The organism is Pseudoalteromonas sp. Ld20, from assembly GCF_045064175.1.
In the GTDB taxonomy this organism is placed as follows: domain Bacteria; phylum Pseudomonadota; class Gammaproteobacteria; order Enterobacterales; family Alteromonadaceae; genus Pseudoalteromonas; species Pseudoalteromonas neustonica.
The window spans coordinates 46,688-56,443 of record NZ_JBISHB010000045.1; the positions used below are offsets into that span (position 1 = coordinate 46,688).

The 9,756-nt window shown below is 43.1% G+C and carries 2 protein-coding genes; both read right to left on the minus strand.

Translation table 11 applies throughout. The features are described 5' to 3' along the window. Positions 1-53: 53 nt before the first annotated feature. Positions 54-4,151, minus strand: coding sequence for an OmpA family protein (locus tag ACJJVX_RS20145; protein ID WP_405633227.1), 4,098 nt, complete (start codon positions 4,149-4,151; stop codon positions 54-56). Beyond that, positions 4,144-9,756: SdrD B-like domain-containing protein (locus ACJJVX_RS20150; protein WP_405633229.1), on the minus strand; the 5,613-nt coding region annotated here is incomplete at its 5' end. The genes ACJJVX_RS20150 and ACJJVX_RS20145, both read right to left, overlap by 8 nt.

A 9,756-nucleotide genomic window follows, 5' to 3' on the forward strand; every position in this document is an offset into this window, starting at 1 on the left:
TTAAGTCCCTGTGAAACGCTGAATTCTGTATCTTGAGGTAGTTTGGGTATAGGCTAAAACTTACCAACCATATTGATAAACCAACCTTTTGAATCATAATCTAAGTCCGTCAAATCATCTGAAAAATTAGTGAAGTTATAGCCTATACCTATCTTCATATTCTCACCAATATGACGATGAATAGCGCCGAGCGCCCCACTTCGTCTATCTTGCGATTCGCTGACTTTGAGCATGCGCCATTCTAGTGTTGCGTCCCAATTATGCTGTAAATGATAATCAGCGCGCAGTACACTTAAGGTTGCTGTTGAATCAAACCAAGGGCCTTCATCTCGCACTAAGCGTATTTCGCCTGTACGCTGCGCAAGCTTAGTTCCAAACCGCCATCGTGGTGAAAATTGATAATTTACATCAACCGCCCACACGGTGCTGCGTTGCTGTGGAGTGTTATCTCGACCAATGCCACTAAGCTGCTGCGCTGGGGCTAAATCTTCAAGATAAGTTAAGCTTGCTAGGCCTGACCAAGGGCTGGCATCAATAGGGCGATATGCGAAACCAAGCTGCGCTTCGGTAAAATCGCTATTAAATGCGCCACTTTGCGCTTCTTGATCGCTATCACTGATCGCGGTGTCAACACGTAATTGTCCGCGCCAGTCTTCATTTAATTTAACGCTGAAATTATTACGCATTAACCAATTAGTGCGTTTTTCCTGCTCAGTTTCGTCTGTGCGATATTCTAATGCGCCTGCCCAACGAATATTTTCAAACTGATAGCCTAATCCGAGGTTAACTCCCGATCTTTCTAATCGACCATTTTCAAACATGTCAATATTGCCGTTTTCAAGGCCTAACTGTACCTGCCAACGTGAATTTATGTTGTGATCGACACCATAGGCATGTGTAAGACCTTGCTGCCTATCGTCATGCTGCCATTGTTGCTCGGCATAAACGCTGGTTGAGTCATTAAAACGATGCCTTGCCCCGCTTACCCACTGCTTTTGCTCAGCATTATTAAACAAATCGCTACCATCAGGATCTAGGCGGTAATTAAGATACACATTACCTTTATCACTGTAGGCATAATCAATACCGGCTGTGCCTGCAAACCCTAAATTACCTTCTGAAACTTCACCATTTAGGCTAACACTTTCGGTAATTTGAACTTCTGTACCCAAACCAATGCGATTATTTCGTAAGCGAGTAGCGTCATTGGCAAGTGTGCCTTGTACAAAACCGTAAGCTGACCAGTTTGCATCTGATTGATATGATAACTGAACAACGGTATCTGTTCGCTTACCTTCATCATTTCGGGCTTTACTTGACGCGGTATTTTGCGATTGATTTTGCACCTGAGTAAGGTTTCGACGTTCATCTTGTCTGATCCCCGCACTGGCTTGCCAATGTTTATCGATTGTTTCAGTGACGTTTATTTCTGCAGCTTGACGCTTGTAGCGATTACTTACTTTATTGTCATCGGCTTTCACTTTAACTGCTGTAGTTTCTGTCGCTTGCCATTGCATCATTATACCAGCGGTGTTTGCTTCATCCGCATTAACTTGGCCAAGCCCCGCAAAACCTTGCTCTAAACGTTGCCAATAAAATTGCGCTTGCCCGTCGCTTTCTAAACCAAATTCTTTAAAGCTGGTTGCCGCTTCTAAGCGTATTCCGTTTGCTTTAACAGGTCCTTGTCCTGAGCGTATTTCATCAAAACTAAACCCACCGTTAAATGAATTAAGCTGACTTGCAATGCCATCTGTTTGAGCAACTTCAACTTTAACGTAGCTGCTGGCGCTGTGACGATAGGTCGCATCTAAGCCGATGAGTGTGTCGTCATACTCGTCAAGTTGTTGCTTATTGGCTGTGATCCCAAGTTGAACTTGATCAGTCAACCACTTGCTTACTCGCCCACCATAAGTCAAATTATCTAACTCTGAAAAGCCTGGTGTGTACTCATAGCTTGTAACTAGATACGCCGGGTTATCGTCAAAACTTGCTGCACGAACAAGTAAATCATCTGCTGCAAATGATGAGAGTGGTCGCGTCAGTAAGATGCGCCCTTGCAATGCATCCATGTCGTAGTCTTGACCTGGTGTTAAATTACGACGGATCAACACTAACCCTGATATTTTATCGCGGATCTCTATGGCAACTTGATCAGAGCCAAGCACTATATCTTGATGTTGTAAATAATAAAGCGACCCGCCAGTTGCCCTATGTGTTTCATATGCTGGGAGTGTTTCAGCTTCTGCTACGTAGATTTCTGCTTTGCTGTTATGTTCACCAAAAGAGGTGACATCATTACTGCGGTATTGGGTTTGCAAACCATATAATCCGCGCTCAACACGGCTGAGTTCAGTATCACTGACTTGTGTATTAAAGTTACCCCACATAACTTGTGAGTGATCTTTCGCTATTTTTAAATACACTTTACCGTTACTCGGTGCATCATCAACAACCGTTGAATCATCACCATACTCAGCTACATATTTTTGCTCTTCTAAGCGACGGAATAAGCTTTTTGGATCTTTTTCATGGAGATTAGAAAATAACTCGTTTAACGGCGCTTCGCGGGTGTCAATACGCGCTGTTACTTTGTATTCATCTTCCCATTTACCTGTTATGTAAGCGGCTAAACGCCCTTCGGCAAATAAGTTATTGTCTTTATTATGGGCGTCACTTAATAGCTCTACAGGGCCATTATGACTATTTTGACCCACGGTGAGATCGGCCATCGCAACATAGAACCAGTCACTCTTTGGTAGTGCTAAATCACGTTGAATTAATGCGCCATTGCCTTCTTCATTCAATACCGCAACTTCTGCTTTATGATAGCCAGTGCGCACAATTTGTTGATGTACAAATTTACGCTCTCGGGTAATAGCAACAACACGCCCTAAGAAATAAACGCTGTGACGATCTGGCACCTCTTCACCAAATAAGGTTAAAGTGCCACCATCAACTTTAATATTTTGTTTAGCGAGTTGCGATTTACCATAGTTTGCCATTAAGTAGCCATTGACTTTTTCATTTGCTACGGCAAATTTCGGTCTAAAGTCCGCGCTACTGAAAGAGGTTTCGTCAAAGCGGCCACTTTTATCATATACCCTTAAGCGGTAATTTAGGCTCATACCTAACATATTGCCTGGTAAGCGCCATTTACCTTCTAGGTTTTCGCCCAATGGTACTTTTTTAAGTATGTCTGTGCCATTCGGTGACATGATGTGTACTTCGGCATATTCAAAAAAGTTTATGTAGTTACTGTAGCCTTTTAAATGCAGCATTAACGTATCACCAGATTCAGTAATGGCGTGCGCCACACTGAGCTTTGGTAATGCATCCAATGGATTATATTTTAACTGAAGTTGCATTTTTTCTAACGCCACATCGGCACAACGCTGAGCATCGGCATTATTGGCACTGTCACTGCTAGCAAAAGGTTTACCATCTAGTGTGATAGCCATTGCAGCTTGTTGACGAAAATCACCATCACAAATTAATCGTCGATCTGGGCCTGCATTGACAATCGTTTTTACTGAGGTTTTTTCTTCTACATACACTGCAATTACTTCAACTCGGCGGTTACGCGCCATACCTTCAAGAGTGTCGTTGCTAGCAACGGGATCGTGATTTGAGCGCCCTTCCATTGTCGTAGCTGAGGGCAATATACCTAGCTGCTGACGAAAATATTCGGCCACAATATTGGCGCGATGCTCTGATAAACCTTGGTTAGTTTTATAAATACGTTTTGCGTTAGGACTTAACCTTTGGCTATCCGCATGGCCTATAAAATGGATTTTCAGCTGTTTTTTACCCTGCAAAAAATCAATAATTCGATCCATTTCTTGCTTGGTTGAGCCCGTTAAAAAGTGCTTACCAGAAACAAAGCGGATTGCTGAATCCTTAACGAATTCAGCACTTGCAGGAGTTTGCTTTACTTCACTAAGCTGTGTTGTAGTCGGCTTTATTTCAGGCAAAGCATGAAGTACAAAGTGCCTCTGTACTATCACTTCTTCAGTATTACTGTGGTAGCTATTTTCGCGTACTTGATCATTGCTCAGGCCGTTTGTGATCCCAGCCGCTTTTGCTACAGGTGATAAACCAAATAACGTAACGAGTGTTAATGATATTGGCGTAAATTTATGTGACTTAGTCATTTTTACGCCCCTCTGTAACAACTTCTTGCGGTAAAACATATTCGACAACTTCCGCCTCTAGGGTAAGCTCATGCTCAGTATTTGAATTGTTCCACTGAGCAATAAACCATTGATTAAGTTCAGCAATACGTTGCTTTGCTTGACGTATATTTTCATTTTCGGCCAATTGATAAGCCACCCTGACTGTAATTGGCTGTTCCACAATAACAGTTAGTAATTGCTCCAATTGCTGTCTATGCGTGGCAATTAATCCCTGCTCATCAAACGCACTTTGACTCAGCTGTACACGTGCAACACGATGGATGCTCGCTGCAAAGTCAGCCGTTACATTTTTTCCTCGTGTTAAACGAACTACACGCGGGTTTTCAGATGTGATTCGATACCCTGATGGTAAACTGCGCACATCAACCTTGATGATAAAGTTACTACCACGCGCTTGATGCGGCACATCTGCACACGCTAAATGATAGCGGCCATGCTGATCTGTGGTGATCCACAAACCTTGAGCTGTGGCTAGCTTCACGCCAGGTAAACCAGTTTCACCTTGCTCTTGTATGCCATTGCGGTTGTGATCATCAAACACCTGGCCAGTTAAGTCACTACAATCCATGATGGTGTCTGGAATAACGCGGATACTTGCAATCGCAATATTTGAAACGCGCTTTCCTTTAGGAATTTCATCACCTGGTTTACCGCCGCCACCTGGCGTGCCACCGTCATCTGGATTGTCCTGATCGCCAGAGCCTGTGTATTCAACCCATGCTTGGTTTATGTATTTGCCTTCGCTAACGCCTGCTCCTACAACAGTGAGTAACTGAATGCTTACTGTTTGTTGAGGCAGTAATTCGCGAACTGGCCAAATCAACTGTCTACCGAACACGCGAGGTTCAATGCTAATACCATCAATACGTGCACTACCAATGACATACTTTAGACCCGCTGGAAGCTGATCAATAAAGCTAACCGGCTGTAATACTTTGTCTGAGCGGTTAAAAATAACAATCTCATACGGCACCATTTCACCAACAACCACATCTTGTTTAAGGGCTGTTTTAGTCACTTGCACTAAATCATCACCGTAACCATCTACTGGTATGTGGTTATTCACCACGTTTGCTGATGGTAATTGTGGATTGATATAAAAACGCGTGTAGTACTGTGTAGACGCATTACTTTGTGCCACATTGCTAGATTGGGTAGGACAACTTGCCGCATCATGAATTGCAGAAGAAGCCACTGGCGCTTTATTGGTTTGATGAACCAATACTGGTAACGATTGAGCACTAACTTCTAAGCGCGCTGTACATGCGGGGATCAATTTTGACTCGCCCTGCAAGAAACCAACCGGTGCTGTTACCGCGAGTTGATACTCTCCAACCGGCGCATTTGCAAATAATAAGAATTGATAAAAACCATCATCTGCTGTTGTTTGCTCAACATTATCAAGACCACCAACTAGGTGTAAATCAGGTTCAAACCCAGCAGGCCCTGTAATGCTAACCTTGGCGTTTTTGATTGGCTCTCTTGAACGTGAATCATAAACAATACCTGACGGATCAACTGGCAGAGATTGCTCAACCACTTGCTCTCCGGCACTGAGAATAATATTCAAAATGGTGCCTTTATCAGTTGATGTGTCAGCATCATTTGATACCGGTATTCCGTAGATCACGCCACCTTGAGGGTGTCTAAAGCGCACTTCATATACCCCTACAGGTAAACCTGCGAAAGTATAATCACCTTGCTCATTCGAGCGAACCACAATTAATGGTTCAGCCTCAAGCGGATTAGCTTCGCCTGTTTGCGGATCTGCTAAGAGTTCAACTAACCATCCTGATTTACCGTTATTATCATCATCAGCTCGGTTGTGGTTGTTATCTTGCCATACAGAACCACTGATAGATGCAGGGTTGGTTAATTGCTCACCAAAGTTATACTCTGTCGCCAGGGTGATATGCTCATTGATATTGATGTTTTTAATTTCATCAGCACCAATTTGCTGCGCAACAACACCCCCTAATGAACCCGCTGAATCTTTACCATCTTGGGTTTGTTCTGGTTGCGTTTGCGTAATAGTGAAACCTGTAACATCTGATAATGGAAGGTGCTTAAATTGATAACGACCATAGGTATCAGTAGTTGTCATTCTTACTACTGCTTGCCCATCTAAATCAATACCTTCGATGTGCATTTGCACTTGTGCAATACCAATTTCGTTGTCTTCTTGCGTTGCATTATCATTTAAGTCAACGTAAACAGTTCCTGATAAATAGCTGCCTGTCTCAGCAAAGTTATAATCGTTACCTTGTTGTCCAAGTTCAAGTTGGATTTCACTAAAGTTGTCATTTGCAATTACACCTGATAGAGAACCTAACTGCTCTTTACCATCTAGCCAAGCACTTGGTTGTGTTTGCGTAATTGCGTAAGTTCCTGCCTTTAATGAATCAAAGGTGTATTGACCTTGCTCATTGGTTTTCGTCACGCGAGTGACATTTTCACCATCAAGTGCGACACCTGTTAGCGTGACGGTTACATCACGAATACGCAGTGTTTCTTGCTCATCTAAAGTGCCACTTTCATTCGCATCAACCCATACTTTACCTGCTAACGAAGAAGCTGGTAATTCAGCGAAGTCAAAGTAGCCGACTTCTCCCGTTCCTTGTAGTTGACCTACAACGATTATATTTGACCCTCTAGAGTCCGCAATTACTTCACCTTGTGCTGACTCTAACCCATCGAGGTAGTCTTTAGGTTGTTGTTGCTCAAGTGTGTAACCTTGTTCATTACTTGGAGACAATTCAGGGAATTCATAATAGCCAAATTCATTGGTCATGACCGTTTGCAGAATATCGTTTTGACGATAATCTTTACCTGATAGCGTGATCTCAACGTTTGCTAAAGCAATACTTTGTTGAGCTGAACTATCAGCTAAGACAGGGTAGAAACCGTCATCATCATGGTCAATAAACACACGACCTTTAACTGATAAACCGTAATTTTCTGCAAAGTTATACTCTTTGCTTTCTTGTGACGGCTTAACATTGATAGCAGTAATTATGTCGCTCTGATCACTTCTTCCGATAACATCTTGGCCAATACTTTCAAAGCCATCAATGTAGTTCTTCGGCTGTGTTTGTTGGATCTGATAACCTTGCTCATTACTTGGCGCTAAGTTTTTAAATGCATACAAACCTAAGCTATCGGTAGTCGCTGACTGGGTTACAGGGTTGTTATTATAATCACGCCCCGAAACCGTTAACTCAACACCCTCAATCGCTAAATCTTGGGCTGTTCTGATGTTATTTTTATCCGTATCAACAAAAACATAGCCCGATAAGCTTGCTGATGCTAATTCTGCAAATCCAAGCGCAGTTAACTGCTCAGACGCACTTAGAGTCACAGTAAATTTATCGTTAATACTTTGCGAATTCACAACACGGCCTGCAAGTGATTCTAAACCGTCTAACCAGTTTTCTGGCTGAACTTGCTTAACCACATAACCTCGTACGTCACTCGCTGATAATCCAACAAAAGCAAACTCGCCTTGCGCATTTGTTAATACTGTTGCATTAATAGCATTACCATAAATGTTTTGCCCAGCAAGAGTAATAACAACGTCTGAAATGCCTTGCTCGTTCGATTGACGTAGCCCATCCATATTTTCATCGCTAAATACAAAACCAGCTATGCGCGCATCATCTTTTGCCATTTCGGTAAAATCAATTAACTGATTTTCGTTAGCAATTAATTGCACCGTTACAGTATCGCTGGTGTCTGAGCCTGCAATAACACCTGAGCTATTACGCTCAACACCGTCTTTATAAAGTGCAGGTTGTGTTTGCGTCACGTTGTACCCATTAGCATCGGAAGCAAATAAATCAGCAAACGTGTATTCACCTTGCACATTCGTTTGCGTTGTCAGGTTAATGTCACTCCCGAAGATGTCTTGACCTGTTAAGGTAATGTCTACATTGGCTAGTAACTTGTCGTTATCTGTAATGGTGCCGTCTTGATTTTCATCAAAATACACACGCCCTGAAATAGTCGCTGTATCTGGATTTTGCTCTGTGAAGTCAACAAGCTCGTTGCTTGTCGTCAGCACAACAGTCACTGTATCCGTTAGATCAGAGCCTGCAATAGCACCCGAGCTATTACGCTCAACACCGTCTTTATAAAGCGCGGGTTGTGTTTGCGCCACGGTGTATCCATTGGCATCTGAGGCAAATAAATTCTCAAACGTGTATTCACCTTGCGCGTTTGTTTGCGTTGTCAGGTTAATGTCTGAACCGAAGATATCCTTACCCGTTAAGGTAATATCGACATTCGTTAATAACGTGTCGTTATCAGCAATGGTGCCATCTTGGTTTTCATCAAAATACACACGCCCTGAAATAGTTGTTGTATCTGGGTTTTGCTCTGTGAAGTCAACAAGCTGATTGTTTGTAGAAAGCGCAACGGTAACCGTATCTGTTAGATCAGAGCCTGCAATCATGCCTGTATTGTTACGCTCAACACCGTCTTTATAAAGCGCAGGTTGCGTTTGCGTTACGGTGTAACCATTATCATCTGAAGCAAATAAATTCGCGAACGAGTATTCACCTTGCGCGCTTGTTTGCGTTGTCAGGTTAATGTCAGTTCCGAAGATGTCTTTACCTGTTAGGGCAATATCTACATTGGCTAATAACGTGTCGTTACCTGTAATGGTGCCGTCTTGATTTTCATCGAAGTACACACGGCCTGACACGCTTGCTGTATCTGGGTTTTGCTCTGTGAAGTCAACTAGCTGATTGCTTGTTGAAAGCACAACGGTAACTGTATCCGTTACATTTGAACCGGTGATCGCACCTGAAGTATTACGTTCGACACCGTCTTTATAAAGCGCAGGTTGTGTTTGCGTAACGGTATAACCGCTGGCATCTGAGGCAAATAAATCAGCGAACGTGTATTCACCTTGCGCGCTTGTTTGCGTTGTCAGGTTAATGTCAGTCCCGAAGATATCTTTACCTATTAAGGTAATCGCTACGCCAGCAAGTAACTTATCGTTATCAGCAATGGTGCCATCTTGGTTTGCATCAAAATACACACGCCCTGAAATAGTCGCTGTATCTGGGTTTTGCTCTGTGAAGTCAACAAGCTCGTTGCTTGTCGTCAGCACAACAGTCACTGTATCCGTTAGATCAGAGCCTGCAATAGCACCCGAGCTATTACGCTCAACACCGTCTTTATAAAGCGCGGGTTGTGTTTGCGCCACGGTGTATCCATTGGCATCTGAGGCAAATAAATTCTCAAACGTGTATTCACCTTGCGCGCTTGTTTGCGTTGTCAGGTTAATGTCAGTTCCGAAGATATCCTTACCCGTTAAGGTAATATCGACATTCGCTAATAACGTGTCGTTACCTGTAATGGTGCCGTCTTGATTTTCATCGAAGTACACACGGCCTGACACGCTTGCTGTATCTGGGTTTTGCTCTGTGAAGTCAACAAGCTCGTTGCTTGTCGTCAGCACAACAGTCACTGTATCCGTTAGATCAGAGCCTGCAATAGCACCCGAGCTATTACGCTCAACACCGTCTTTATAAAGCGCGGGTTGTGTTTGCGCCACGGT

Bases quoted from the DNA above. Each gene is read 5' to 3' on its own strand.
- ACJJVX_RS20145 (WP_405633227.1), bottom strand. From the start codon at position 4,151: ATGACTAAGTCACATAAATTTACGCCAATATCATTAACACTCGTTACG.